The 24,801-nt window shown below is 71.7% G+C and carries 22 protein-coding genes; 10 read left to right on the plus strand and 12 right to left on the minus strand.

Annotated elements, in window-relative coordinates; translation table 11 throughout:
* The first annotated feature begins 11 nt into the window (after window positions 1-11).
* Both FPV26_RS05295 and FPV26_RS05300 read left to right on the plus strand, forming a co-directional pair.
* Window positions 12-1,016 (plus strand): L,D-transpeptidase family protein, encoded by a 1,005-nt coding sequence (locus FPV26_RS05295; protein ID WP_181952562.1) that lies wholly within the window; start codon window positions 12-14, stop codon window positions 1,014-1,016.
* 32 nt (window positions 1,017-1,048) lie between these two features.
* A complete protein-coding gene (locus FPV26_RS05300) occupies window positions 1,049-1,795 on the plus strand; it encodes a murein L,D-transpeptidase catalytic domain family protein (protein WP_147652678.1) in 747 nt (248 codons plus the stop codon).
* On the opposite strand, the gene FPV26_RS05305 is transcribed toward FPV26_RS05300, so the two are convergent.
* Both FPV26_RS05305 and FPV26_RS05310 read right to left on the minus strand, forming a co-directional pair.
* Window positions 1,792-2,355: a cytochrome b gene (locus tag FPV26_RS05305; RefSeq protein WP_147652679.1), complete on the minus strand. Its 564-nt coding sequence runs from the start codon at window positions 2,353-2,355 to the stop codon at window positions 1,792-1,794. The two genes, FPV26_RS05300 and FPV26_RS05305, sit on opposite strands and share 4 nt — an antisense overlap.
* Window positions 2,356-2,476: 121 nt before the next feature.
* Window positions 2,477-3,793 carry an alpha/beta fold hydrolase gene (locus tag FPV26_RS05310; RefSeq protein ID WP_246109214.1) on the minus strand — a complete coding sequence of 439 codons (1,317 nt, stop codon included), beginning with the start codon at window positions 3,791-3,793 and terminating at the stop codon, window positions 2,477-2,479.
* A 150-nt stretch (window positions 3,794-3,943) separates the two neighbouring features.
* Here FPV26_RS05310 and FPV26_RS05315 point away from each other — a divergent pair, with 150 nt between their 5' ends.
* Both FPV26_RS05315 and FPV26_RS05320 read left to right on the plus strand, forming a co-directional pair.
* Window positions 3,944-6,478, plus strand: coding sequence for a cation-translocating P-type ATPase (locus FPV26_RS05315; RefSeq protein WP_147652680.1), 2,535 nt, complete (start codon window positions 3,944-3,946; stop codon window positions 6,476-6,478).
* Between the two features lie 65 nt (window positions 6,479-6,543).
* The gene (locus tag FPV26_RS05320; protein WP_147652681.1) at window positions 6,544-6,903 is read left to right on the plus strand and encodes a hypothetical protein; all 360 of its coding nucleotides are present in this window, start codon (window positions 6,544-6,546) and stop codon (window positions 6,901-6,903) included.
* A gap of 32 nt (window positions 6,904-6,935) precedes the next feature.
* Here the strand turns inward: FPV26_RS05320 and FPV26_RS05325 are convergent, their stop codons facing one another.
* Window positions 6,936-7,709: an SDR family NAD(P)-dependent oxidoreductase gene (locus tag FPV26_RS05325; RefSeq protein ID WP_147652682.1), complete on the minus strand. Its 774-nt coding sequence runs from the start codon at window positions 7,707-7,709 to the stop codon at window positions 6,936-6,938.
* A 232-nt stretch (window positions 7,710-7,941) separates the two neighbouring features.
* Here FPV26_RS05325 and FPV26_RS05330 point away from each other — a divergent pair, with 232 nt between their 5' ends.
* Complete coding sequence (locus FPV26_RS05330; protein WP_181952563.1) at window positions 7,942-8,256, plus strand: ElaB/YgaM/YqjD family protein; 315 nt, start codon at window positions 7,942-7,944, stop codon at window positions 8,254-8,256.
* 135 nt (window positions 8,257-8,391) lie between these two features.
* Window positions 8,392-9,108, plus strand: coding sequence for a helix-turn-helix domain-containing protein (locus FPV26_RS05335; protein ID WP_181952564.1), 717 nt, complete (start codon window positions 8,392-8,394; stop codon window positions 9,106-9,108).
* Here the strand turns inward: FPV26_RS05335 and FPV26_RS05340 are convergent.
* From FPV26_RS05340 to FPV26_RS05375, 8 genes are all read right to left on the minus strand, one after another.
* Window positions 9,105-11,081, minus strand: a complete 1,977-nt coding sequence (locus FPV26_RS05340) for a PAS domain S-box protein (protein ID WP_147652685.1) — start codon at window positions 11,079-11,081, stop codon at window positions 9,105-9,107. The genes FPV26_RS05335 and FPV26_RS05340 overlap by 4 nt on opposite strands.
* A 9-nt stretch (window positions 11,082-11,090) precedes the next feature.
* The gene (locus tag FPV26_RS05345; RefSeq protein ID WP_147652686.1) at window positions 11,091-11,840 is read right to left on the minus strand and encodes a response regulator; all 750 of its coding nucleotides are present in this window, start codon (window positions 11,838-11,840) and stop codon (window positions 11,091-11,093) included.
* 102 nt (window positions 11,841-11,942) lie between these two features.
* Window positions 11,943-12,515 (minus strand): hypothetical protein, encoded by a 573-nt coding sequence (locus FPV26_RS05350; RefSeq protein ID WP_147652687.1) that lies wholly within the window; start codon window positions 12,513-12,515, stop codon window positions 11,943-11,945.
* A gap of 73 nt (window positions 12,516-12,588) precedes the next feature.
* Window positions 12,589-12,993: a fluoride efflux transporter CrcB gene (crcB, locus tag FPV26_RS05355; protein ID WP_147652688.1), complete on the minus strand. Its 405-nt coding sequence runs from the start codon at window positions 12,991-12,993 to the stop codon at window positions 12,589-12,591.
* A 25-nt stretch (window positions 12,994-13,018) separates the two neighbouring features.
* Window positions 13,019-14,371, minus strand: coding sequence for a replication-associated recombination protein A (locus FPV26_RS05360; RefSeq protein ID WP_147652689.1), 1,353 nt, complete (start codon window positions 14,369-14,371; stop codon window positions 13,019-13,021).
* Window positions 14,372-14,576: 205 nt separating this feature from the next.
* Complete coding sequence (gene lolA / locus FPV26_RS05365; protein WP_246109215.1) at window positions 14,577-15,200, minus strand: outer membrane lipoprotein periplasmic chaperone LolA; 624 nt, start codon at window positions 15,198-15,200, stop codon at window positions 14,577-14,579.
* An 87-nt stretch (window positions 15,201-15,287) separates the two neighbouring features.
* The gene (locus FPV26_RS05370) at window positions 15,288-17,594 is read right to left on the minus strand and encodes a DNA translocase FtsK (protein ID WP_246109216.1); all 2,307 of its coding nucleotides are present in this window, start codon (window positions 17,592-17,594) and stop codon (window positions 15,288-15,290) included.
* A gap of 173 nt (window positions 17,595-17,767) precedes the next feature.
* Window positions 17,768-18,841 (minus strand): alanine dehydrogenase, encoded by a 1,074-nt coding sequence (locus FPV26_RS05375; protein WP_246109217.1) that lies wholly within the window; start codon window positions 18,839-18,841, stop codon window positions 17,768-17,770.
* A 242-nt stretch (window positions 18,842-19,083) separates the two neighbouring features.
* On the opposite strand from FPV26_RS05375, the gene trxB reads away from it, so the two are divergent.
* The 4 genes from trxB to infA all read left to right on the plus strand — a co-directional run bounded on the left by trxB (window position 19,084) and on the right by infA (window position 22,358).
* A complete protein-coding gene (gene trxB, locus FPV26_RS05380) occupies window positions 19,084-20,037 on the plus strand; it encodes a thioredoxin-disulfide reductase (RefSeq protein ID WP_147652692.1) in 954 nt (317 codons plus the stop codon).
* A 140-nt stretch (window positions 20,038-20,177) separates the two neighbouring features.
* Window positions 20,178-21,305 carry a GNAT family N-acetyltransferase gene (locus FPV26_RS05385; protein ID WP_147652693.1) on the plus strand — a complete coding sequence of 376 codons (1,128 nt, stop codon included), beginning with the start codon at window positions 20,178-20,180 and terminating at the stop codon, window positions 21,303-21,305.
* 4 nt (window positions 21,306-21,309) lie between these two features.
* The gene (gene aat, locus FPV26_RS05390) at window positions 21,310-22,047 is read left to right on the plus strand and encodes a leucyl/phenylalanyl-tRNA--protein transferase (protein WP_147652694.1); all 738 of its coding nucleotides are present in this window, start codon (window positions 21,310-21,312) and stop codon (window positions 22,045-22,047) included.
* A gap of 92 nt (window positions 22,048-22,139) precedes the next feature.
* Window positions 22,140-22,358, plus strand: a complete 219-nt coding sequence (infA, locus tag FPV26_RS05395; protein WP_147652695.1) for a translation initiation factor IF-1 — start codon at window positions 22,140-22,142, stop codon at window positions 22,356-22,358.
* A 69-nt stretch (window positions 22,359-22,427) separates the two neighbouring features.
* Here the strand turns inward: infA and clpA are convergent, their stop codons facing one another.
* Window positions 22,428-24,707: an ATP-dependent Clp protease ATP-binding subunit ClpA gene (clpA, locus tag FPV26_RS05400; RefSeq protein WP_147652696.1), complete on the minus strand. Its 2,280-nt coding sequence runs from the start codon at window positions 24,705-24,707 to the stop codon at window positions 22,428-22,430.
* Window positions 24,708-24,801: the final 94 nt, after the last annotated feature.

A 24,801-nucleotide genomic window follows, 5' to 3' on the forward strand; every position in this document is an offset into this window, starting at 1 on the left:
GCACCGCCGCGATGCCTGTCACGCCGGCCCGCCGCGCATGGCGGTGGTGCTGCGCGGCGCTGCTGCTGGCGGCGCTGTGCGGCGCCATGGCGGCACCACCGCCGCCGGAGCCTGCGCTGCCAGCCGGGGGCTACGTGTGGACGCCCGAGTTCTCGCCGCAGGGCCCGGTCCTGATCGTGATCGGGCTGGCCGAGCAGCGCGCGTACGTGTACCGGAACGGAGTGCGGATCGGAGCGTCGGCGGTGAGCACCGGCCGCCCCGGCTACGAGACGCCCACCGGCGTGTTCAGCATCCTCGAGAAGCGCAGGGAGCATTACTCCAACCTCTACGACGACGCGCCGATGCCGTTCATGCAGCGGCTGACCTGGGACGGGCTGGCGCTGCATGCGGGGGCGTTGCCGGGCCGGCCCGCCTCGCACGGCTGCGTCCGCCTGCCCTACGGCTTCGCCGAGCGGCTGTTCGGGATCACCAGCCGCGGCATGACCGTGGCGATCGTGGACCGGATCGCCACGCCCACCGTCGTCTCCCCGGGATTGTTCGCCACGGCGGCCGCCGCACCACCGGCCGGCACGGCATTCACGTGGACCCCCGAGCGCTCGCCGCAGGGGCCGCTGGCGATCGTGCTGAGCACCCGCGACCGCGAGGTCGTGGTGCTGCGCAATGCGGTCGAGATCGGGCGCGCGCCGGTCACCCTGGAAGACGGCGCGCTCACGCAGCCGCGCGCCTACGTGCTGCTGGCCGGCCCCGCGCCGGGAACCAGCGCCATGTTCCCGGACCGGCCCGCGCTGCGCTGGCTGGAATTGTCCTTCGGCGATGGCCCCCGCGCGGCCGGGGACGGCCTGCACGAGGCGGTCGCCCGCGGCCATCTGCGGGTGGACGGCGCGTTCGCGCGCGTGGTGTACGACGCCCTGGTGCCGGGAACCACGCTGCTGGTCACGGACGAGCCGATCCGGGCAGTGGCAACCTCCAAACTCACCGTGCTCGAGGCCGATGTCCCGCCCGAGCCACAAGACTAGCCTTAACCTACTGATTACATTAATATTTCCTGATGTCGCCGGCCCGCCTGTCGCAGCTCCCGACGCTCATCTTCCTGCTCCTGGCCGTCGCCGCGGCGCCGGCCGTGGACGGCCGCAACCGCGAGTCGGCGCCGGCCCCGATGCCGGCACTGTCGCTGGGCAACGCGCCGCTGCTGTCCCGCCTGCGCCTGGCGGCGCCGCAAGCCACCCCCGAAGCGCTCGCCCTGGCGCTGGAGGCGCGCGCCTGCGCGATCCGCAGCGGCGCCGTGGGCGACGCCGAGCGCCTGGCGGTGATCGACTACTCGCGGCCGTCCACCGAGCCGCGGATGTGGGTCTTCGACCTGCGTCGCGGGCAACTGCTGTACGCCGAACACGTGGCCCATGGCCGCGGCAGCGGCGAGAACCTCGCCACCGCCTTCTCCAACCGCGAAGGCAGCCACCAGTCGAGCCTGGGCCTGTTCGCCACCGCCGACACCTACATCGGCGGCAACGGCTACTCGCTGCGCATGGATGGCCTGGAGCCCGGCATCAACGACGCGGCCCGCGCCCGCGCCATCGTCATGCACGGCGCGCCCTACGTGGATCCCGAACAGGCCCGTCGGCAGGGCCGGCTGGGACGCAGCCTCGGCTGCCCGGCGCTGCGGCCCGCGGTGGCGCGCGAGGTGATCGACACGCTCAAGGGCGGGCAGCTGCTGTTCGCCTACTACCCCGACCGCGCCTGGCTGGAGCGTTCCCGCTTCCTGCGCTGCCGGGACGGCGACCTGGCCGCGGCGCGTTAGCGGCGCGCGGCCCGCGCCGGCAGCATCCGCCGCAGGGTGTCGTCGCGGACCAGATAGTGGTGGAACAGGGCCGCAGCCGCGTGCAGGCCCACCAGCCAGTAGCCCAGCGTGGCGATCGCCTCGTGCAGCTCCTCGGCGCTCTCCGCGAGCGATTCGTCGGCACCGACCAGCCCCGGCAGCGGCGCGCCGAGCAGGGGCAGCCGCACCTGCTCGCCCTCGGCGCTGAGCGTCAGCCAGCCGAGCAGCGGCATCGCGACCATGAACAGGTACAGCGCCAGGTGCATCAGCCCCGCCGCGCGCCGTTGCCAGAGGGCAGGCTCGGGATGGATCCGCGGCGCCGGCCCGCTCAGCCGGATCGCCAGGCGCACGAACACCAGCGCCAGCACGCCCAGCCCGAGCAGGTAGTGCCAGGACTTCAGCGCCTCGCGCGGATCGCTGCCGCGCGGATAGATCCCGCGCAGCTCCATGGTCGCGTACACCGCCACCAGCAACAGCAGCATCAGCCAGTGCATGGCGATGGACAGCGCGCCGTAGCGGTCCTGCGTGTTCCTCCAGTGCATGCCGTTCGTCTCCTCGCGGTCTGGTACGACAGTGTGCCGCAACCGGCATCGGATTGGCCCCGGCACGCCGCGATGCCTCGTCCCGCCGGGCTCGCATCGCGCCCCTGGTGACGCCGGCGCCTCATTGCCGCGGCTGCCGGGCCGCCCGCAAGAACCAGTCGGCCGCGAGTTCGGCGACTCGTTCCAGCGCCCCCGGCTCCTCGAACAGATGCGTGGCGCCGGGAATCACCGTGAGCTCGCCGTGCCTGCCCAGGATGGCCAGCGCCATGCGGTTGAGCGCCAGCACCTCGGTGTCCGCGCCGCCCACCAGCAGCAGCGTCGGCGCGCGCACCCGGGCCAGCACGCCCTCGCCCGCCAGGTCGGGCCGCCCGCCGCGGGACACGACCGCGGCCACTTCCTCCGGTCGCCGCGCCGCGACCATTAGCGCCGCCGCCGCGCCGGTGCTGGAGCCGAACAGCATCATCGGCAGGTCGCGCTGCGCCGATTCGTGCCGTGCCCAGTCCAGTGCGGACTCCAGCCGCTCGGCGAGCAAGGCGATGTCGAAGCGCATCGCGCGGTCGCGGTCCTCCTGCGGGGTGAGCAGGTCGAACAGCAGCGTGGCCAGCCCGTGGCGATTGAGGGTTTCCGCGACCTGGCGGTTGCGCACGCTGTGGCGGCTGCTGCCGCTGCCATGGGCGAAGATCACCAGCCCGCGCGGCGATTCCGGCGAGGTCAGGTCGCCCTCGAGCACCACGCCGCCGCTGCGCAGGCGGACCGCGTAGCTCGGAGGCCGCGACACCCCATGTCCGGGATTGCCGCCCTTGCCGGCGAGTGCCGCGACCACGTCGCGATCCTCCACCGGGCCGAAATCCCGGTAGTACAGGCCCACCGCGTGGAACGGGAACGGCGTGGCCAGGCAGACCACCTCGTCGGCCACGTCTTCGACCCGCGCCAGGCTGTCGTGGGCCGCCACCGGCACCGCGCACACCAGGCGCGCCGGATGCTGCGCACGCGCCGCGCGCAATGCGGCCAGCATGGTCGCGCCGGTGGCCAGGCCGTCGTCCACGACGATCACCGTCCGCCCGGCGAGCGCAATGCCCGGCCGGTCGCCGCTGTAGAGCCGGCGGCGCTCGCGCAGCAGCGCGAGCTGGCGGTCGGCCTCGCGCCGCACGTAGCCGTGGTCGGCGCCGAGCCATTCCGACACCGTGTCGTCCGTGGTGATCTCGCCGCGCTCGTCCACCGCACCGATCGCGAGTTCCGGGTTCCCCGGCGCGCCGAGCTTGTGCACCAGCATCACGTCGAGTTCGCCGTCCAGCGCATCGGCGATGATCCGCGCCATCGGCACGCCGCCGCGCGGGATCCCCAACACCACCGGGCGCATGCCGCGGAAGTGCGCCAGCGCCGCGGCGAGAAGGCGCGCGGCCTCGGCCCGGTCCCGGAACGGCAAGTGCATGTCCATCCGTTGCTTCCGCGAACGGGTTCACCTGCAGGGCATCATTCGCCGGGGAGTCCGGCGGGTCTTGACCTGGATCAACACTCCGCTTCCTCCCTGCCCGCGACAACGCGACAGGTACACCCGCACGGCCAGCGGGATGCCACACTCCGCGCCATGTCCGCAGCCCCTGCTCCGGCCTCCCTCGCTGCCGGCCTCAGCGCCGCGGAGGCCGCGCGCCGGCTGGCGCGCGACGGCCCCAACGTGCTGCCGCAACCGGATCGCCGGCGCTGGCCGCAGGTGCTGGCCAGCGTGCTGCGCGAGCCGATGCTGTTGCTGCTGCTCGCCGCGGTCGCGGTGTACGTGGCGCTCGGCGATCCGGGCGATGCCGTGGCGCTGGCGGTCTCGGTGCTGCTGGTGGTGGCGTTGACGCTGTACCAGGAGCTGCGCGCCGAACGCGCGTTGCAGGCGCTGCGCGAACTCGGTGCGCCGCTGGCGACGGTGCGGCGCGACGGCGTGTGGCAGCGCATGCCGGCCACCCTGCTGGTGGTGGGCGACGTGGTGAGGATCGCCGAAGGCGACCGGATCCCGGCCGACGCGCGCCTGCTCGACAGCGACGACCTGCACGTGGACGAATCGCTGCTCACCGGCGAATCGGCCCCGGTCGCGCACGCGGCCGGCGACGCCGGGACGACCGCGCAGGTGTACGCCGGCACGCTGGTGGTGCGCGGCCAGGGCATGGCGGAGGTGATCGCCACCGGCCCGCACACGGAGATGGGCCGGATCGGCGCCAGCCTCGGCACGTTGCGCAGCGGGCCCACGCCGCTGCAACGCGAGATCCGGCGCCTGGTGGGCTGGTTCGCCACCCTTGCCCTGGCCTCGTGCGTGCTGGTCGCCGTGCTGTACCTGTGGCTGCGCGGCGGCCTGCTGGACGCCCTGCTCGCCGGCATCACCCTGGCGATGTCCAACATCCCCGAGGAGTTCCCGGTGGTGCTCACCGTGTTCCTCGCACTCGGTGCCTGGCGGATGGCGCGGCACCGCGTGCTGGTGCGGCGGCCGCCGGCGATCGAGGCCCTCGGCGCGGTGACGGTGCTGTGCACCGACAAGACCGGCACGCTCACCGAGAACCGCATGGCGCTGGCCAGGCTGCAGCCGCCCCGCGCCGAGCCGCTCGCGCCCGACGCCGGGCTCGATCACGACGCGCGCGCGCTGCTGCAGTGCGCCGCGCTCGCCAGCGACGCCGACGGCCTTGATCCCATGGACCGTGCGATCCACGCCACCGCCGCGGCACGGACGGGAAGCGCCGCGCAGGCGCAGGCCGTGTGCCTCGAGCGCTATCCGGTGGCGCCGGGCCTGCCGGCCTATGCGGCGGCCTGGCGCCTGCCGGACCACGACACAATCCTGGTCGCCTGCAAGGGCGCGCCGGAAACCATCGCCATGCTGTGTGCGCTGGACGATGGCGAGCGGGCGCAGGTCCTCGCCCAGGCCGCCGCCATGGCCACGCAGGGACTGCGCGTGCTCGCGGTGGCGGAGGCACGGGTGGACGCCGACGCCGGGCCGCCCGCGGCCCTGCCGGGGCTGCCGTTCGTCTGGCGCGGCCTGCTCGGCCTGGCCGACCCGCTCCGCGCCGAAGTGCCCGCCGCCGTGGCCGAGGCCCGCGCCGCCGGCGTGCGCGTGATCCTGCTGACCGGCGATCACGTCGAGACCGCACGCGCCATCGCCGCCCAGGCCGGCGTGTCCGAACGCCCCGAGGTCGCGCTCGGCGCCGAACTCGAACGCCTGGACGACGACGGCCTGCATGCGCTGCTCTCGCGGGTGGACGTGTTTGCGCGGGTGCGCCCGGAACACAAGTTGCGCCTGGTGCAGGCGCTGCGGCGGTCCGGCGAAGTGGTGGCGATGACCGGCGACGGCGTCAACGACGCGCCGGCGCTGATGGCCGCGCACGTCGGCGTGGCGATGGGTGGGCGCGGCACCGACGTCGCGCGCGAGGCGGCCTCGATCGTGCTGCTCGACGACGACTTCGTCTCGGTGGTGCGCGCGATCCGGATGGGCCGCACCATCTACGACAACATCCATCGCGCCGCGCGCTACATCATCGCCGTGCACGTGCCGATCACCGGCCTGGCGCTGCTGCCGCTGCTGCTCGGCATGCCGCTGATCCTGCTGCCGCTGCACGTGGTGTTCCTGGAGCTGATCATCGATCCGGTGAGCGCGATCGTGCTCGAACGTGAACCGCCGGCGCCGGACCTGATGCGCCGCCCGCCGCGCGCGCCGGGCCGGCGCCTGGTGGACACGGCCACGTTCCTGGCCAGCCTCGGCTATGGGCTGGCCGTGTTCACCGCCGTCGCCACCGTCTATCTGCTGGGGCGCGGTTTGGCGCTGCCGCCGCCGCAGACGGGAGCGGCCGCGTTCGCGGCGCTGGTGGCGGGCAACCTCGGCCTGGTCCTGGTCCAGCGCGAGACCAGCGGCCCGCCCTGGCGTTCCCTGCTCCGCCCCAACCGCGCCTTCCAAGTCGTTTCGGTGTGCGCACTGGCCATGCTCGCCGTCATCGTCTGCACGGAGACGGCAGGCGCCTGGTTCCGTTTCGCGCCGCCGCCACCGTGGCTGGGCCTGCTCGCCCTGGCCTTGCCATGGCTGGTGCTCGCAGCCCTCTTCGCGGCTGTGCGCCGCTTCCGTGCCGCGACACCAGCAGGCCTGCGACGCACCCGTTGACCCACGTCAATATCGCGGTGCAGCTCCCGCGCTGGAATGGTTCCCGTGCGCGGCATCGAACCTCCATGAGCACCAACGCCGACCTGCTCGCCCACGCCCGGGACGTGGTGGAACGCAGTGCACGAGCGCTGGCGGAACTGCGCCTGCGCCTGCAGGTGTCCACGGCGTCCTCGGGGCCGCAGCATCGCCTGATCGTCGAAGGGGCCGTCCACGACCTCGCCCGGCGCCACGAGACCCTGCTCGGCCTGTACCGGGCGATGGAAGGGGCCGAGCCGGAGCGCCTGCCGGGCGTGTGGCAGGACTTCTTCGCCTGCTACGACGGCTTCCTCGATGCCCTGCGCCAGGCCCGGACGAGCATGGCCCGGGCCGAATCGCTGGCCCGGCACAAGCCCGACGACGGCACGCCCCCCGCCCAGGGGGAATGAGCGGCACCGCCCCGGTCCGCGCCCACAGCCCGTCAGCGCGCGGTATAGCCGCCGTCGATCACCAGCTCGGCGCCGGTGACGAAGCGGGACTCGTCCGAAGCCAGGAACACCACGCCCCACGCGATGTCGTCCGGTTCGCCGACATGGCCCAACGGGTGCAGTTTCCCCAACTCCTCGCGCGCGGCCTCGAGGTCGGTGGCGCCGCTGTCGCGCAGGTGGTTGGCGACCATCGGCGTCCAGATGTATCCGGGGTGCACCGAGTTCACGCGGATGCGGTCGGGCGCGTAGAGCAGCGCATCGGTCTTGCTCATCAACGTGACCGCGCCCTTGGAGGCGTGGTACGGCGGCACGTCCGGCGCACCGACCAGGCCGTAGATGGAAGACAGATTGACGATGCTGCCGCCACCGGCGCGCTGCATGTGCGGCACGGCGTGCTTGGTGCAGAAGAACACGCCCTTGACGTTGACCGCCTGCACCCGGTCCCACTCCTCCTCGCTGAGTTCGTGGGTGGGCTTGTTGGCGCCGGCGACGCCGGCGTTGTTCACCAGCACGTGCACCGCGCCGTAGTGGTTGGCCACGCCCTCGATCGCCGCCCGCACCGAACGCTCGCTGGCCACGTCCACGTGCCAGTAGCGTGCGGAGATGCCGCGCGCCTGCAATTCCTCGGTCAAGCGGCGCCCGGCCTCGTCGAGCACGTCGAACAGCGCCAACTGCGCCCCCTCCTCCCCCAGCCGCTGCGCGCAGGCCCGGCCGATGCCGAGCGCCGCGCCGGTGACGATGCAGGTCTTGCCCTTGACGCGATTCATGTCTGCTTCCTGCCGCGCTGCCGTGCAGCATGCGCCATTAGACGCGCCGGGGGGGCGACGGTATTGACCTGGATCAACGGCGTCGCCGCGCGGCGGAAGCTTGACCACGGTCAATGCGCGCGGCGGCCACAGGTCCAGAGTCGTCGGGGCGTCGAGGCGTCGCCTCGATGCATCGTCCCGCACCCATCGCACCGTCATGTCGAAATCCCTGCCTTCCGCCCATGAGGCCGCCATGAACCTTCCCCCGACGACCGACGGCGCCCGCGTGCGCCAGGACCTGCGCAGCGTCGTGCGCGACATCGAAAGCATCGTCCGCGGCCTGGGCGACGCCACCTCCGACCGCAGCGTCGAGCTGAAGTCGCGTGCGCTCATGGGCCTGGCCGACGCCCGCGACCGGCTCGATGCGATGGAGCACGGCGCCGCGGCCCGCCTGCGCATCGCCGGCCGGCACGGCCGGCAGTACGTGCGCGAGCGGCCATGGCTGCTGGTCGGCGCGGCGGCCGTGGCCGGACTGGCCCTCGCTGCGCTGCTGCGCCACCGCCGCTAGCGGCGGCCCGGGCGGCAATCCACCTCCCGGCGGGACGCCCTGCCGGGTGTTACATGCCGTTACAAATCGTTACCCCGGCAACATCGTGGTGCCGAATGCAGCGTCTAGCCTGCGGCCATGCTTCGGGAGGCCGCCATGCTCGACACCATCACCGCCAGCCGCAACGATGACGTCATCGCCCGGGAGTGGGCGGAAGCGTCCCTGGCCATCGTCGCCAGCCCGCGCCAGCCGGCCATCGAGAGCATGCTGCAGGGCGTGCCCGTGCAGCGCCGCGGCGTGCGCCGCAAGCAGACCCTGTTCTACGCCGGCCAGCCCTGCCATTCGCTGTTCCTGATCCATGCCGGCGTGTTCAAGACCACCGTGCTCAGCGAGGACGGCCGGCGCAAGATCACCGGCTTCCACCTGCGCGGCGACCTGCTCGGCATGGACTCGTTCGGCGCGCCGGTCCACGCCTGCGACGCGGTGGCGCTGGACACCGGCGAGGTCTGGGAGATCCCGCTGGCGACGCTGCGCGACCACGCGCCCGAGCTGCTGCCGCACGTCACCACCATGCTCGCCAGCGAAATTCGCCGCGACTGGAACTGGATGCTCACCCTGGGCACGCTCAACGCGGAGCAGCGCGTGGTCGCGTTCCTGCTCGACTTCGCGGCGCGGGTGGAGGCGCTCGGATTCAGCGCGCGACACCTGCTGCTGCGCATGACCCGCGCCGACATCGGCAACTTCCTCGCGCTGCAGCTGGAAACCGTGACCCGGATCCTGTCGCGGCTCGCCGCGACCGGGCTGATCGTGGTGGACGGCCGCGAAGTCCGGATCGAGGACGCCGGCGCGTTGCGCCGGATGCTGGTGCACTAACCCGCCAGGGTGCGCCGCACTGCGGCAGCGAGCTGCTCGCGCCGGTACGGCTTGCGCAGCAGTTCGAACTGCCCGGCCGCGTCCGCGGCCGGCGCGTCGTAGCCGGAGGTCAGCAGCACGCCCAGGCGCGGCCGCAACGCGCGCGCGGCCTGCGCCAGCTCCACCCCGTTCATCCCGCCGCCGAGCATCACGTCGCTGAACAGCAGCGCGATGCCGTCGTTCGCGGCAAGGTGCTCGAGTGCATCGGCGGCGCTGCCGACCGCGATCACGTGGTAACCCAACGAGTGCAGAAAGGCAGCGGCGATGTTGCGCACCTCCGCCTCGTCCTCGACCACGAGCACAGTCTCCGCCCCGCGCGAGTCCTCGGTCCGCCCTGGCGTCGGCGACGGAGTCGCCTCCCCCGTCGCGACCGGCAGGAACAGTTCGATCCGCGTGCCGTGCCCCGGCTGGCTGTCGATCTGCAGGTGGCCGCCGCTCTGGCGCACGAAGCCGTACACCATGCTCAACCCCAGGCCGCTGCCGCGCCCCATGGCCTTGGTGGTGAAGAACGGCTCGAAGGCGCGGGCGCGCACTTCGGGGGTCATGCCGTGCCCGGTGTCGGCCACGGTGAAGGTCACGTAATGTCCCGGGCGCTGCTCCGGGCGCGTCGGATCGGCGGTGACCCAGCGCTCGGCCGCGCCGATCCGGATCTCCCCGCCGTCGGGCATCGCGTCGCGCGCGTTGAGCGCGAGGTTCACCAGCGCGCTGTCCAGTTGCGACGGGTCGGCGAACACCGCCGGCAGGCCCGACGGACATTCGATCCGCAGCCGAACCCGGTCGCCCAGCGTGCCGCGCAGCAGCCGTTCCAGATCAGCCAGCATCGCCGCCGGATCCAGCGCGCGCGGCGAGAGCCGCTGCCGGCGGGCGAAGGCGAGCAGCTTCGCGGTCAGCTCCGCGCCGCGCTCCACCGAACGCAGCGCGCTGGCGATGATCTCGCGCGCGCCCGGCCGATCCGCGTACTCGGCATCCAGCAGCTGCAGGCTGCCGGACATCACCGTCAGCAGATTGTTGAAGTCGTGCGCCACCCCGCCGGTCATCTGGCCGATCGCATCCAGCCGCTGGGCGTGGGCGAGCTGTTCCTCGGTGCGCCGGCGCTGCACCAGGGCCGCGATCAGGTTCGCCACGGTCTGCAGCAACTGCAGCGCGTCGTGGTCGAAGCGGCGTGGCTGCGCCGCCAGGGCGAACAGCGCGCCCATGGGGCGGTCGCGGTCGAGCAGCGGCACGATCGCGCCGCTCGGCATGTCCGCCGGCCAGCCCGGCGGCGTGTCCACCTCCCCCGCCTGCTGCACCACCAGCGGCCGCTCGCGGGCCAGGGCGAGCCGCAGCGCGCCGCCGGCCAGCGCCTGCCACAGCGGGTCGTCGGGGTCCTGTGTGGCCATGCCGACCGCCGCACGGACTTCCGCCTGATTGCCCCGCAGCAGCGCCACCGCGACGACCGGGATCTCGAGCACCTCGGCCAGCAGGGCGGGCAGGCGCGCGATCACGCCGTCGTCGGCGGTCGAGGCCAGGGCCAGCTGGCCGATGTGCGCCACCACCGCGTCGTAGCGCGCGCGCACCAGCGCCTGGCGCGCGCGCTGGGTTTCGGAGATGTCGCGCACCGAGGCGAGGTAGTGCACGCCCTCCCCGGTTTCCAGCGGGCTCAGCGCGATCTCGACCGGGAACTGCTGGCCGTCGCGCCGTTGCCCGGCCAGTTGCATGTTGAGCCCGCCCATCGGACGCACCCGCGGGCTTTGCATGTAGTGGCCGCGATGCGCCCGGTGCCGCTGGCGCGCGTCCTCCGGCACCAGGTCCTCGATGGCCAGCCCGACCAATCCCTGCGGCGGATAACCGAACAGGCGCTCGGCATTGCCGTTGGCGAGCACGATGCGTCCCTCGCCGTCCACGACGATCAGCGCGTCGGGAACCGACTCGAACAGTTGCGGGAAGATGGCCACGGCCCGGCGTCAGCCCCGCTGCACCGTCGCGGCGAACAGATAGCCCGCGCCGCGCACCGACCTGATCAGCTGCGGCCGCGACGGGTCGAGTTCGATCTTGCGCCGCAACCGCCCGACCTGGACGTCTATGGCGCGGTCGAACGGCCCCGCTTCGCGCCCGTGCATGGCGGTCATCAGCTGGTCGCGGCTGAGCACCTGCCGCGGCCTGTCCAGCAGCACCTGCAGCAGCCTGAACTCGCCCTCGGTGAGGACGATCTCCGCGCCGTCGCGTCCGGTCAGGCGGCGGGTGCCGGGGTGCAGGCGCAGCCCGTCGAAGACGAGGGCCGCTTCCTCGGGCTCGTACGTCGCCACCGCAGGCTGCGCACGCCGCAGGACCGAGCGGATCCGGGCCAGCAGCTCGCGCAGGTCGAACGGCTTGCTGACGTAGTCGTCGGCGCCCAGTTCCAGCCCCACCACCCGTTCGACCGACTCGCCGCGGCCGCTGACGATGATCACCGGGCCGCTCCAGCGCGCGCGCAGCTCGCGCATCAGGGTCAGCCCATCCTCGTCCGGCAACCCCAGGTCGAGCAGCACCACGTCGAAATCCGGGGCGCGCATCGCCGCGCGCAACCGGGCCCCGTCCCCGGCGATGCGGACCTGCAGTCCCTGCGCCTGCAGGTAGCGTGACAGCAGCGCGCCGATCTCCGGATCGTCGTCCACCACCAGCACCCGCGGCGGCTTCGCCGCGGACGGATCGTGCGAATCGGCGATGGCCTGCATGCTCGCGCCGCTCCATTGCGGCCGCTCCGGGGCTCAGGCCCCGGAGCGGTCCATTCCATGCCCGAAGCCCAGTCTAACGCCGGGCGCCCGGCCTGGCGCCGCTCAGCGCCCCTTGCGCCCCAGCCACCACGCGATCGCCGATCCGGCCAGCAGCCAGCCCACGGCCTGTTCGATCAGCGAGCCCAGCGTGAAATCGGTCGGGAACAGGTACCAGTTCCAGTACGGCACGCTGACGTTGAGCCAGGCGAACAGGCCCATGCCGACCGCGATCAGCACGCGCCGGCCGAAGCCCCAGGCGCCGAGCGAGAGCACCCAGGCGGCCAGCAGCGCCGCGATCGTGTCGCTGACGAACTGCTTGATCAGGTTCGGCGTCATGTCCGCCACCGCCGGATTGCCGCCCGGCTGGTAGATCACGAACGCATACGGACTGCTCGCGTACTTCTCGCGGAAGCTCTGCATCGCCGCCTCGTCCTGCCATTGTTCCTGCGGCATGCCGGGCATCATGTACACGCCCTCGCCCTGCTGCTCCACGCCGCTCTGCAGGGCGGAGATCACCGCATCCTGCCCAGCGGCGAACTTCATCCCCATCTCGCCCAGCGGCAGCACCGTATGCGCCACCGCCCCCCACGCGAACATCACGATGCCGCCGATCAGGCCGGCGATCAGGACCCTCATGTGCGTTCTCCCCGGATGCATGCGGCCTTGCGCCGCGGGGCGAGGATGCGCCCGCCCGGGCGCCCGGGCAAGTTCAGAACGGCGGCCGGATCCAGGCCGCCAGCCGGGCCCCCAGCCACACCAGCAGCAGCCCGCCGGCCAGGGTCAGGCCCAGGTAGCCGGCCGCCAGCCCGGCGCGCTGCGAACGCTCCAGCAGCAGGCATTCGATCATCAGCGCCGACCAGGTGGTGAGCGCGCCCAGCACGCCAACGATCAGGAACGCGCGCCAGTACAGCGCCGCCGACCCGCGGCCCTCGAGCCAGATCGCCAGGAACCCCACCGCGAACGAGCCGAACAGGTTTGCGGCGAACGTGCCCCACGGGAACCCGTTGCCGAGGTGGCGCAGCAGCACGCCCCCGAGCCAGTAGCGCCCGGCCGCACCGAGCGCGCCGCCGAGCATCACCAGTACGAGCTGTTGCGACCACAGGTTCATGTTCATGCAGATTCTCCGGAATCGGCCGCGTTCAACGCCGTGGCTTGCGTGCCTGCTCGCGCGCCTTGCGCAGCGCGTCGAGCTTCTCCTTGAGCTTGAGCTCCGTGCCGCGCTCGACCGGCCGGTAGTACACGCGCTCGCCTAGCGCTTCGGGAAACCCGGCCTGATCCAGCGCCACGCCGCCCTCGACGTCGTGGTCGTACTGGTAGGCACGGCCGTAGCCGAGGGACCGCATCAGTCCGGTGGGCGCGTTGCGCAGGTGCAGCGGCACTTCCAATGTGCCGTGCGCGCGCACGTCGGCGCGCGCCTCGCCGAAGGCGACATGGGCCGCGTTCGACTTGGCGGTGCTGGCCAGGTACAGCGTCAGCTGCGCCAGGGCGAGCTCGCCTTCGGGGCTGCCCAGCCGGTCGTAGGTCTCCCAGGCTGCGATCGCCATCGGCAGCGCGCGCGGATCGGCCAGGCCGATGTCCTCCACCGCCATGCGGGTGAGCCGGCGCGCCAGGTAGATCGGATCGCAGCCGCCGTCGAGCATGCGCGCCAGCCAGTACAGCGCCGCGTCCGGGTTGGAGCTGCGCACGCATTTGTGCAGGGCCGAGATCTGGTCGTAGAACTGTTCGCCGCCCTTGTCGAAGCGGCGGGTGCGGTCGGCCAGCACCTGCCCGAGCACGGCGTCGGTGATCTCCCCGCCCTCGCCCACCAGGTCGGCGGCGATCTCGAGGAAGGTCAGCGCGCGCCGCACGTCGCCGTCGGCGGCTTCGGCGATGGTGTGCAGCGACTGGTCGGCGATCCGCAACCCGCGTCCGCCCAGTCCGCGCTCGGCGTCCTCGAGCGCGCGCCGCAGCGCGAGCGCGATGTCCTCGGCCGACACCGCCTCCAGCACGTGGACGCGGCAGCGCGAGAGCAGCGCCGAGTTCAGTTCGAACGAGGGGTTTTCGGTGGTGGCGCCGACGAACAGGATCGTGCCGCGTTCGATGTGCGGCAGGAACGCGTCCTGCTGGGCCTTGTTGAAGCGGTGCACCTCGTCCACGAACAGCACGGTGCGTTCGCCCTGCTGGAAGCGCCGCTCGGCCTCGGCCAGCACCTGGCGCACCTCCGGCAAGCCGGACAGGACGGCGGAGATGGCGCGGAACCCGGCATGGGCGTATTCGGCCAGCAGCAGGGCGAGCGTGGTCTTGCCGCAGCCGGGCGGCCCCCACAGCACCATGGAGTGCACGTGCCCGGCCTCGATCGCGCGCCGCAGGGCCGACCCCGGCGCCAGCAGCCGGCGCTGCCCCACCATCTCGTCCAGCGTCCGCGGCCGCATCCGGTCGGCCAGCGGCCGCAGCGCGTCATGCCCTGCCCCAAGCAGGTCGGGTTCGGCGGACGATGGCGGTTTGCGCGGCATCACGCCGCATTGTAGGCGGCCTGCGTGGCGGCCTGGTGGTGCGTGTGCGTCTGCGCGTGTCGGTCACTCCGGGCTGGGGCGCCTGTGTGTCTGTCGCGCGATGCAGGCGTGCGTCAATTGCTTCAGGCGGGGGCGCCGGTATGCCCGGAGCGGGGTTCGCCGCGTGGGCTCCGCGTCCGGCTCCGACACGCGGCCTGCGCGCGAGTCACCCCTCCCCCACCACATCCACTCCCTTGCCCGGCGTGTAGCGGAAGGTGTCGCGGGCGAAGGACGGATTGCGCTTCCACGCCTCGAACGACAGCTCCGTGCGCTGGCCGAGCTGGTCCACGATCAGCATCCGGCGCAGGCCGCGGCCGTCGAACCCCAGGCGCGCGGACTGGAAACCGGCCTCCTCCCCGCGTTGCGGCGTCAGCACCAGCCACTCCAACCCGCCTTCGCTGCCGCCCTCGCGCACCACGAAATCCCGGTCCAGCCGCGACGGGTCCATCAACGCCGCGAGCGGACTGTTCTGCTCCTCCGGCCCCTGCGGCCGCACCGTCGCCTGCTTCAGGTCCGGGTCGTACACCCACACCTTGTTCCCGTCGGCCACGATCAACTGTGGATACGGCGTCACGTACTCCCAGCGGAACAGGCGCGGCGCCGAAAGCGCCACGCGCCCCGACGAGGTTTCCTTGCGCTTGCCGCTGGCGTCGTACACCTGCTGCGTGAAGCGGCCGTCCAGGCCTTTCAGGCCCTTCGTGAAGGCATCGAGCTTTTCGCGCGCCCCGGCCGCGGCGTGGCCGGCCATCGCCAGGGCGGCACCGAGCATGACGAAGCGGAGGATCCGCATCCTGTGACTCCTGCTGGGGTTCATGACGCCGCAGTCTGCGCCCCTGCGGCTGAATACGTGCTCACGGCCGGCGCAACGGACGATGAATCACTTCGGCGGCGGCGGCGCGAGCACCGTACGGTCGCCGTTGTGTTCCGGCGCGGACACCACGCCCGCGGCTTCCATCGCCTCGATCAGGCGCGCGGCGCGGTTGTAGCCGATCTTGAGCCGGCGCTGCACGCCGGAGATCGAGGCGCGGCGGGTCTCGGTGACGATCCGCACCGCCTCGTCGTAGAGCGGGTCGGACTCGTCGCCGGAACCGCCTCCGCTCTCCGGCAGGCCGGTGGCGCCGACCACCACGCCCTCGCCGAGGGTCTGCACCTCGTCGAGCACGCCTTCCACGTATTCCGGCCCGCCGATCTGCTTGAGGTGCTCCACCACGCGGTGCACCTCCTCGTCGCTGACGAACGCACCGTGCACGCGCTCGGGCATCGCCGTGCCCGGCGGCAGATAGAGCATGTCGCCGTGGCCGAGCAGGGTCTCGGCGCCGCTCTGATCGAGGATCACACGCGAGTCCATCTTGCTCGACACCTGGAACGCGATGCGGGTCGGGATGTTGGCCTTGATCAGGCCGGTGATCACGTCCACCGACGGCCGCTGCGTGGCCAGGATCAGGTGGATGCCGGCGGCGCGCGCCTTCTGCGCCAGGCGCGCGATCAGCTCCTCCACCTTCTTGCCGACGATCATCATCATGTCGGCGAATTCGTCGATGAACACGACGATGTACGGCAGCGCCTCCAGCGGCCGCGGCGCCTCGCCCAGCTCCGCATTCGGCTTGAACAGCGGATCCATCAAGGGCTGCCCGGCGTCGACCGCGTCCTTGACCTTCTTGTTGAAGCCGGCCAGGTTGCGCACCCCGACCGCGCTCATCAGCTTGTAGCGGCGCTCCATCTCCGCCACGCACCAGCGCAGGCCGTTGGCGGCCTCCTTCATGTCGGTCACCACCGGCGCCAGCAGGTGCGGAATGCCCTGATAGACCGACAGCTCGAGCATCTTCGGGTCGATCATCAGCATCCGCACGTCCTTGGCGGAGGCCTTGTAGAGCAGCGAGAGCACCATCGCGTTGACCGCGACCGACTTGCCCGAGCCGGTGGTGCCCGCGACCAGCAGGTGCGGCATGCGCGCCAGGTCCGCCACCGTCGGCCGGCCGGCGATGTCCTTGCCGAGCGCGAGCGTGAGCGGGCTGGGCGACTTGTCGTATTCCTTCGAGCGCAGCAGCTCGCTGAGGTAGATCATCTCCCGGTGCGAGTTCGGGATCTCCAGGCCGATCACCGACTTGCCCGGGATCACGTCCACCACGCGCACCGACTTCACCGACAGTCCGCGCGCGATGTCCTTGTCGAGCGAGCTGATCTGGCTGACCTTGATGCCCGGCGCGGGCTCGATCTCGAAACGGGTGATCACCGGCCCCGGATAGGCGCCGACCACCTGCGCGTCGATGCGGAAGTCCTTGAGCTTGAACTCGATCTGGCGCGAGAGCGCCTCGAGCGTCTCCTCGTCGTAGCCCTTGGGCTGCGGCTTGGGGTCGTCGAGCAGCGCCAGCGGCGGGATGCCGCTGCCGTCGCCGACGTGGAACAGCGGGATCTGCTGCTCGCGCCGCGCGCGTTCGCTCTTCTCCACCACCGGCGCCGGCGGCGGCTCGATCTTCACCGGCGCGCGTTTGGCCCGCAGCTCGTTCTCGATCTTGCGCGTCTCCTCGCGCTCCTCGCGCAGCGCCCGCGCCTGCTGCCACTCCCCGGCCTCGCGGGTCTTGCGCCGGAACAGTGGGCCCAGCGCCAGCACCCAACCGCCGAGCCGGTCCATCACCGCCAGCCAGGACAGGCCGGTGGCGAGCGTGGTCGAGATCAGCAGCAGCGTGACCAGGAACAGGTTGGCGCCGAGCGGGCCGAAGGCGCGGAACAGCGAGCGTCCGACCAATTGTCCGAGGATGCCGCCGCTGCCGGCCGAGAATTCCGGCACCCCGCCCAGGCGCAGGTGCAGGAAGCCGGTGGCCGCCACCAGGAAGCCGACGATGCCCACCAGGCGCAGGGCCGGGCCGAGGTCGGCCTCGCCGTCGCCGTCGCTGTCCATGCCGAACAGCGCGATCCAGGCAACCAGCCCCAGCATCAGCGGCAGCAGGAACGCCACGTACCCGCACAGGTAGATCAGCACATCGGCGAGCCAGGCGCCGACCCGGCCGCCGACGTTGTGCAGCTCGCCGGTGACGGCGCCCGAATGCGACCAGCCCGGATCGGCCGGCGAATAGGTGACCAGGCTCGCCAGCAGGTACAGCAGCAGCGGCGCGATCGCGATCAGGGCGAGGTCGCGCCACAGCCGCTGGCGCCGGGGCGAGGCCGCCGCCCGTTCCGCCTTCACCTTCCTGCGCGTTGCTGCCGGGGCTTGCGCCACTGTGAGGTTCTGCCTGAGCTGGGTTCCGTTAGTCTTTGAATATACGGGATTCCGGACGGGAGATCCGGAATCCGCTCAGCGGGCGGGCCGCCCCGGTCACGGGGCCGCCCCTCCCGGATCGCGAACCTCCGGCCGCAGCCTCAGAGCTTCATGCCCTGCAGGGCCGGGTGCACCAGGCGCCCGCCCTCGACGTTGATACCACGCACCAGCGCCTGGTTGTCGCGCCACTGGCCGGAGGCGAGCTTGTTCACCCACGGCAGGATCGCCGCGCAGATCGCCTGCGAGGAGGTCTGCGGCACCGCGCCGGGCATGTTGGTCACGGCGAAGTGGGTCACGCCCTCCTCGACGTAGGTCGGCTCGGCCCAGGTGGTCGGGCGCGAGGTCTCGAAGCAGCCGCCCTGGTCGATCGAGATGTCCACCACCACGCTGCCGTCGGCCATGCCCTTGAGCATCTCGCGGGTCATCACGTGCGGGGCGACCGCGCCGGTCACCAGCACCGCGCCGATCACCAGGTCGGCCGAGGCGACTTCCTTGGCCACCAGGTCTTCGTACGGGTACAGCGCGGTGACGTTGTTGCCCAGCCGCATCATCTCGTCCATGCGGTCCTGGCGCTTCTCGAACACCACCACGTTGGCGCCGCCGGCCGCGGCCAGCGCGGCCGAGTTGCCGCCGGCCTGGCCGGCGCCGAACACCACCACCTTGCCGCGCTCGGTCGAAGGCAGGCCGCCGAGCAGCTTGCCCTTGCCGCCCATGGGCTGGTGCAGCAGGTGGGTGCCGACCTGCACGCCGATCTTGCCGGCGATCACCGACATCGGCGCCAGCAGCGGCAGCGAGCCGTCCTCGAGTTCCACGGTCTCGAACGCCACGCCGGTCAGGCCGATGTCGAGCAGGCGCCTGGTCAGCTCCGGCAGCGGCGCCAGGTGCAGGTAGCAGAACAGCAGGTGGTCGCGGCGCAGGTGCTGCAGGTCGCCCTCGATCGGCTCCTTCACCTTCACGATCAGCTCGCCCTTCTCGTACAGGGCGGCGGCATCGGGCGCGATCCTGACCCCGAGCCGGGTGTACTCCTCGTCGCGGAAGCCGGACTTCAGGCCGGCGCCGGCCTCGATCCAGACCTCGTGCCCGCGCTTGACCAGGTCGCCCGCGGCGGCGGGAACGAGCGCGACGCGGCCTTCGAGCGTCTTGGTTTCCTTGGGTACACCGATACGCATTGCCATTCTCCAGATCAGTGGGGACCGAAAAAAACGCCGCATCGGCGGCGCCCTCGGACGATTGCCGGGTTGTCCGCGCGCCGCGGAACGCTGTCGTGCGGCCACGCGCCTTGTTTCGGGACGGTCGCGCCTCCAAGCTATGCGCGGGCCGCCGGCGGGCCGGTTTCACCCCCGTCCCGCGCGGCCCTTTCCGTGACGGCCGCACCGCGCCTGCGCCGTCCTGTCTTCCAAACCATTCGATTATACCGATGACCACTCCGAAGCATTGCCGCCTGCTGATCCTGGGCTCGGGCCCCGCCGGCTGGACCGCCGCCATCTACGCCGCCCGCGCCAACCTCAAGCCGGTGGTGGTCACCGGCCTGCAGCAGGGCGGCCAGCTGATGACCACCACCGAGGTGGACAACTGGCCCGGCGATGCGCACGGCCTGCTCGGCCCCGACCTGATGGCGCGCATGCAGGCGCATGCCGAGCGCTTCGAGACCGAGGTCGTCTTCGACCACATCCACACCGCCGACCTGTCGCGGCGCCCGTTCCGGCTCAAGGGCGACTCCGGCGAATACACCTGCGACGCGCTGATCATCGCCACCGGCGCCACCGCCAAGTACCTGGGCCTGGAATCGGAGCAGAAGTTCATGGGCCGCGGCGTCTCCGCCTGCGCCACCTGCGACGGCTTCTTCTTCCGCGACCAGGACGTGGCGGTGATCGGCGGCGGCAACACCGCGGTGGAGGAAGCCCTGTACCTGGCCAACATCGCGCGCAAGGTCTACCTGGTCCACCGCCGCGACACCCTGCGCGCGGAGAAGATCATGCAGGACAAGCTGTTCGCGAAGATCCAGTCCGGCAGGATCGAGGCCGTCTGGCACCACGTGGTGGACGAGGTGCTCGGCGACGACAGCGGCGTCACCGGCCTGCGGCTGAAGTCCACCCAGGACGGCACCACCCGCGAGATCGCCGTCCAGGGCATGTTCGTGGCGATCGGCCACACCCCGAACACCTCGCTGTTCGAGGGCCAGCTCGAGATGCGCAACGGTTACCTGGTGATCCGCAGCGGCCTGGAAGGCAACGCCACCCAGACCTCGGTCCCGGGCGTGTTCGCCGCCGGCGACGTCGCCGACCAGGTGTACCGCCAGGCCGTGACCTCGGCCGGTTTCGGCTGCATGGCCGCGCTGGATGCGGAGAAGTTCCTCGACCAGGAGGGGTGACTCCTTTGCCACGGATGAACACGGCGGATAAAGTTTTTGTTGGCAAAAGGCCGCCCGGGATCCCGCTTCTGCAGGGAGACATCCCCGGCCCTTGCTCATGGATGCCTTATCCGTGGCCATCCGTGCCCATCCGTGGCTGAATGCCCACCGCGCGCCTCCACGACTCGCTGGAACAGATCCCGGCCGCGCAGTGGGACGCGCTGCAGGACGGCGGCAACCCGTTCGTCGCCCATGCGTTCCTGGCGGGCCTCGAACGGCACGGGTGCCTGCGGCTGCATTACGGATGGACGCCCTGCCACATCGCGTTGTGGGAGGGCGACGCGCTGGTGGCGGCGGCGCCCGGCTACCGCAAGACCAACTCGCACGGCGAGTTCGTGTTCGACCACGCCTGGGCGCAGGCCTATGCCCGGCACGGGCTCGATTACTTCCCAAAGTGGCTCGGCGCGGTCCCCTACACGCCGGTGACCGGGCCGCGGCTGCTGGCGCGCGATGGCGCCGCACGCCGCGCGCTGCTCGAGACGATCGTCGCGGCCACGGCGGAGGCCGGCTGGTCCTCGGCGCACGTCAACTTCGTCCGCGAGGACGAGGACGAGGCCTTCGACGCGCGCTGGCTCGCGCGCGACGACGTGCAGTACCACTGGCGCAACGATGCCGGCTGGCGCGACTTCGACGACTTCCTCGCGGCGATGGACCACCGCCACCGCAAGAACATCCGCCAGGAACGCGCCCGGCTGGCGCGGGCCGGGGTGCAGTTCCGGATCGTGCACGGCGACGAAGCGTCGAGCGCCGAGATCGCCACCATGCATGCGTTCTACGTGCACACCTTCCGCGCGCACGGCAACACGCCGGCCCTGACCGAGGCGTTCTTCGCCCATCTGGCCCGGGTCCTGCCGCGGCAACTGGTGCTGATCCTGGCCGAGCGCGAGGGACGCACGATCGCCGGCGCGCTGTGCCTGCGCGGCGGGGACACGCTCTACGGCCGCTACTGGGGCGCGCACGAGCACGTGCCCGGCCTGCATTTCGAGACCTGCTATTACCAGGGCATCGAGTACTGCCTGCGCGAGGGCCTGCGCCGGTTCGAGCCCGGCGCGCAGGGCGAGCACAAGCTGGCGCGCGGCTTCCTGCCGGTTTTCGTGCGCAGCCGGCACTGGATCGCCGATCCGCGCTTCGCCGACGCCCTGCGCCGCTGGTGCGCGGAGGAGCGCGAGGCCGTACGCCGCTACGCCGCCGCCCTGGCCACCCACTCGCCGTTCCGCGCGGCACACTGAGCGCATGCGGCTGCCGCTGCTCGACGACGATCCGCAGGCCCCCTTCCCGCCCGGGCAGGCCGCCCTGCGCGAGCCGAACGGCCTGCTCGCGGCCGGCGGCGACCTGGCTCCGGTGCGCCTGCTCAACGCCTACCGGCACGGCATCTTCCCCTGGTACTCGCAGGGCCAGCCGATCCTGTGGTGGTGCCCCGACCCGCGGGTGGTGTTCCGCACCGACGGCGTACACCTGTCCACCCGCTTCCGCCGCACCCTGCGCAGGAGCCGCTGGGAGGTCCGTGCCGACACCCGTTTCGCCGAGGTGATCGCCGCCTGCGCGCAGACCCCGCGCCCCGGCCAGCGCGGCACCTGGATCACCCCGGCGATGCGCACCGCCTACACGGCCCTGCACGCGCTCGGGCACGCGCACAGCGTCGAGGTGTTCGACGGCGCGCGCCTGGTCGGCGGCATCTATGGCGTGGCGCTGGGCAGGATGTTCTTCGGCGAGAGCATGTTCAGCGCCGAATCGGGCGGCTCGAAGGTGGCGCTGGCGGCGCTGGCGCGACGCCTGCACGAGTGGGGCTGGCCGCTGATGGATGCCCAGGTCGGCAATCCGCACCTGAACCGCCTGGGCGCCGAGGCCTGGCCGCGCAGCCGGTTCCTGGCGGCGGTGGCGGAGCTGACCGCAATACCCGAACCGGCCGGCGCCTGGACCGCGCGCTTCGGCACCCTGCCCGCCGCCGCGCTCGCCGCCAGCCCGGCGTGACCGGGCGCCCGCTTTGCGCCCGCCGAGGCCGCCGTGCCAGAATGCGCGACTTTCGGGCGGCCCGGACGCCCTGCCCACCCCTCAGGACACGCATGGCCAAAGACGACGTCATCGAATTCGAAGGCACGGTCACCGAGACCCTCCCGAACACCATGTTCCGGGTGAAGCTCGAGAACGGCCACGAAATCATCGCCCACATCTCCGGCCGCATGCGCAAGAACTACATCCGCATCCTCACCGGCGACCGGGTGAAAGTGGAAATGACGCCCTACGACCTGACCAAGGGGCGCATCACGTACCGCATGAAATGAGTTTGGTAACCGATTGAAAAGAAAGGCGGCCAGCGGCCGCCTTTCTCGTTTCCGGCAGGGCGGCGCCCGTTACGCCGTGGCCGGCAGCAACCGTTCCGGCTCGGGCTGCGCCTCCACCACCAGCTCGCCGTCGCGCACGTCGATGGTGACCCGGCCGCCGCCCACGAGCTTGCCGAACAGCAGTTCGTCGGCCAGCTGCCGCTTGATGCGGTCCTGGATCACCCGCGCCATCGGCCGCGCGCCCATCAACGGGTCGAAGCCGTGCTGCGCCAGCCATTCGCGCGCCAGCGGCGTGGCGACCAGGGCGACATGCTTCTCGTGCAGCTGCACTTCCAGCTCGATCAGGAACTTGTCCACCACCCGCAGGATGTGCTCGAAGGCCAGCGGCTGGAACTGCACCACCGCGTCGAGCCGGTTGCGGAACTCGGGGCTGAAGGTGCGGCGGATGACCTCCATCGCGTCGGTCGAGTGGTCCTGGCGGGTGAAGCCGATCGAACGGCGCGCGGCCTGCGCCGCGCCGGCGTTGGTGGTCATCACCAGGATCACGTTCTTGAAGTTGGCCTCGCGCCCGTTGGTGTCGGTGAGCACGCCGCGGTCCATCACCTGCAGCAGGATGTTGAAGATGTCCGGGTGCGCCTTCTCCACCTCGTCCAGCAGCAGCACGCAGTGCGGCGTCTTGACGATCTTCTCGGTCAGCAGGCCGCCCTGGTCGAAGCCGACGTAGCCCGGCGGCGCGCCGATCAGGCGGCTGACCGAGTGCGGCTCCATGTACTCGGACATGTCGAACCGCACCAGCTCGATGCCGAGCTGCAGCGCCAGCTGGCGGGTGACCTCGGTCTTGCCCACGCCGGTGGGGCCGGCGAACAGGAAGTTGCCGATCGGCTTGTCCGGGTTGCCCAGGCCCGAGCGGGCGAGCTTGATCGCCGAGACCAGGGTCTCGATCGCCGGATCCTGGCCGAAGATCACCATCTTCAGGTTGCGCTCGAGGTTGCGCAGCACGTCGCGGTCGGAGGCGCTGACCTGCTTGGCCGGGATCCGCGCCATCTTGGCCACGATGGTCTCGATCTCCTCGACGTCGATCAGGCTCTTGCGCTGGCCCTCCGGCAGCAGCCGCTGGCGCGCGCCGGCCTCGTCGATCACGTCGATGGCCTTGTCCGGCAGCAGCCGGTCGCCGATGTGCTTGACCGACAGGTCCACCGCCGCCTGCAGCGCCTCGTCGGCGTAGGTCACGCCGTGGTGCTGCTCGTACTTGGGCTTGAGGCCCTGCAGGATCTCGACCGTTTCGCCCACGGTGGGCTCGACGATGTCGATCTTCTGGAAGCGGCGCGCGAGCGCGCGGTCCTTCTCGAAGATGCCACGGTATTCCTGGAACGTGGTCGAGCCGATGCAGCGCAGCTCGCCGGAGGCCAGCACCGGCTTGATCAGGTTGCTGGCGTCCATGGTGCCGCCGGACGCGCTGCCGGCGCCGATGATGGTGTGGATCTCGTCAATGAACAGGATCGCGCCCGGCTGCTTCTTGAGCTGCGCCAGCACCGCCTTCAGCCGCTTCTCGAAGTCGCCGCGGTACTTGGTGCCGGCCACCAGCGCGCCCAGGTCGAGCGCGTAGATCACCGCGCCCGCCAGCACCTCCGGGACGTTGCCCTCGACGATCCGCCGCGCCAGGCCCTCGGCCAGCGCGGTCTTGCCCACGCCGGCATCGCCCACGTAGAGCGGGTTGTTCTTGCGCCGGCGGCACAGCACCTGGATGGTGCGCTCGACCTCGTCGGCGCGGCCGACGAGCGGGTCGATCCTGCCGGCGAGCGCGAGTTCGTTGAGGTTGGTGGCGAACTCCGCCAGCGCGTCGCCCTTGTGCTCGCCCTCGCCCGCCTCGCCGTGGCGCGGCGCGTCCTCGGCGCCGGGACGGTCCTCGCCCTCGCCCTGGCGGGTGATGCCGTGCGAAATGTAATTGACGACGTCGAGCCGGGTGATGTCCTGCTGGTTGAGAAAATAGACCGCGTGCGAGTCCTTCTCGCCATAGATCGCCACCAGCACGTTGGCGCCGGTGACCTCCTTCTTGCCCGAGGACTGCACGTGGTACACGGCGCGCTGCAGCACCCGCTGGAAGCCGAGCGTGGGCTGGGTGTCGCGGCCGTCGTCGTCGCCAAGCCGCGCCACCGAGGTGGCGATCACCTGCTCCAGGTCGTGGCGCAGCCTGGGGATGTCCGCGCCCACGGCCTTGAGCACGGCTTCGGCGGAGGGGTTTTCGAGCAGTGCCAGCAGCAGGTGCTCGACGGTCATGAACTCATGACGCGCCTCGCGGGCCCGCTTGTAGCACTGGCCGATGGTCTGCTCGAGGTCTTTGCTGAACATGGGACGCCGGACTCCTGACTATGCCGACGGATATGGGGGCGCCGACCGGCCTTTCCAGGGCCGCCCCGCGCCGTGCCGAGCCCGTCGTCCCGTG

The organism is Vulcaniibacterium gelatinicum (assembly GCF_008033445.1).
Lineage (GTDB): Bacteria > Pseudomonadota > Gammaproteobacteria > Xanthomonadales > Xanthomonadaceae > Vulcaniibacterium_B > Vulcaniibacterium_B gelatinicum.

Coding starts and splice junctions, on each gene's coding strand:
- trxB (WP_147652692.1), top strand. CDS start 19,084: ATGACCACTCCGAAGCATTGCCGCCTGCTGATCCTGGGCTCGGGCCCC.
- lolA (WP_246109215.1), bottom strand. CDS start 15,200: ATGCGGATCCTCCGCTTCGTCATGCTCGGTGCCGCCCTGGCGATGGCC.
- FPV26_RS05305 (WP_147652679.1), bottom strand. CDS start 2,355: ATGCACTGGAGGAACACGCAGGACCGCTACGGCGCGCTGTCCATCGCC.
- FPV26_RS05315 (WP_147652680.1), top strand. CDS start 3,944: ATGTCCGCAGCCCCTGCTCCGGCCTCCCTCGCTGCCGGCCTCAGCGCC.
- FPV26_RS05295 (WP_181952562.1), top strand. CDS start 12: ATGCCTGTCACGCCGGCCCGCCGCGCATGGCGGTGGTGCTGCGCGGCG.
- FPV26_RS05385 (WP_147652693.1), top strand. CDS start 20,178: ATGCCCACCGCGCGCCTCCACGACTCGCTGGAACAGATCCCGGCCGCG.
- FPV26_RS05345 (WP_147652686.1), bottom strand. CDS start 11,840: ATGCAGGCCATCGCCGATTCGCACGATCCGTCCGCGGCGAAGCCGCCG.
- FPV26_RS05325 (WP_147652682.1), bottom strand. CDS start 7,709: ATGAATCGCGTCAAGGGCAAGACCTGCATCGTCACCGGCGCGGCGCTC.
- FPV26_RS05375 (WP_246109217.1), bottom strand. CDS start 18,841: ATGGCAATGCGTATCGGTGTACCCAAGGAAACCAAGACGCTCGAAGGC.
- FPV26_RS05300 (WP_147652678.1), top strand. CDS start 1,049: ATGTCGCCGGCCCGCCTGTCGCAGCTCCCGACGCTCATCTTCCTGCTC.
- FPV26_RS05335 (WP_181952564.1), top strand. CDS start 8,392: ATGCTCGACACCATCACCGCCAGCCGCAACGATGACGTCATCGCCCGG.
- aat (WP_147652694.1), top strand. CDS start 21,310: ATGCGGCTGCCGCTGCTCGACGACGATCCGCAGGCCCCCTTCCCGCCC.
- FPV26_RS05350 (WP_147652687.1), bottom strand. CDS start 12,515: ATGAGGGTCCTGATCGCCGGCCTGATCGGCGGCATCGTGATGTTCGCG.
- infA (WP_147652695.1), top strand. CDS start 22,140: ATGGCCAAAGACGACGTCATCGAATTCGAAGGCACGGTCACCGAGACC.
- FPV26_RS05360 (WP_147652689.1), bottom strand. CDS start 14,371: ATGCCGCGCAAACCGCCATCGTCCGCCGAACCCGACCTGCTTGGGGCA.
- crcB (WP_147652688.1), bottom strand. CDS start 12,993: ATGAACATGAACCTGTGGTCGCAACAGCTCGTACTGGTGATGCTCGGC.
- FPV26_RS05320 (WP_147652681.1), top strand. CDS start 6,544: ATGAGCACCAACGCCGACCTGCTCGCCCACGCCCGGGACGTGGTGGAA.
- FPV26_RS05310 (WP_246109214.1), bottom strand. CDS start 3,793: ATGGACATGCACTTGCCGTTCCGGGACCGGGCCGAGGCCGCGCGCCTT.
- FPV26_RS05330 (WP_181952563.1), top strand. CDS start 7,942: ATGAACCTTCCCCCGACGACCGACGGCGCCCGCGTGCGCCAGGACCTG.
- clpA (WP_147652696.1), bottom strand. CDS start 24,707: ATGTTCAGCAAAGACCTCGAGCAGACCATCGGCCAGTGCTACAAGCGG.